The organism is Akkermansia sp. GGCC_0220, assembly GCF_017566105.1.
Classification (GTDB): domain Bacteria; phylum Verrucomicrobiota; class Verrucomicrobiia; order Verrucomicrobiales; family Akkermansiaceae; genus Akkermansia; species Akkermansia massiliensis.
The window spans coordinates 1-220 of the sequence record NZ_JABFCI010000163.1; the positions used below are offsets into that span (position 1 = coordinate 1).

Sequence of the window (220 nt, forward strand, 5' to 3'; positions counted from 1 at the left end):
TGCAGGCCCGGGGCCAGCTGCGGGTTCGGACAGGTGTAGCTGATGCGCAGCGCGTTGGGTTCGCCGAACGCCGAGCCCGGCACGCAGGCCACGCCCTTGGTTTCCAGCAGCGCGCTGCAGAAATCCATGTCGTTGCCGATCTTGATGCCGCTGTGCTGGTGGGTCTTGCCGAAGGCGACGCTGATGTCGGGGAACACGTAGAACGCGCCCTGCGGACGCG

1 protein-coding gene is annotated in these 220 nt (G+C 67.3%); it reads right to left on the reverse strand.

Going from position 1 to position 220, the window contains the following annotated elements:
- Positions 1-220 (reverse strand): aminotransferase class I/II-fold pyridoxal phosphate-dependent enzyme (locus tag HJW02_RS13405; protein WP_208050741.1); only part of this gene is annotated, 220 nt, incomplete at both ends.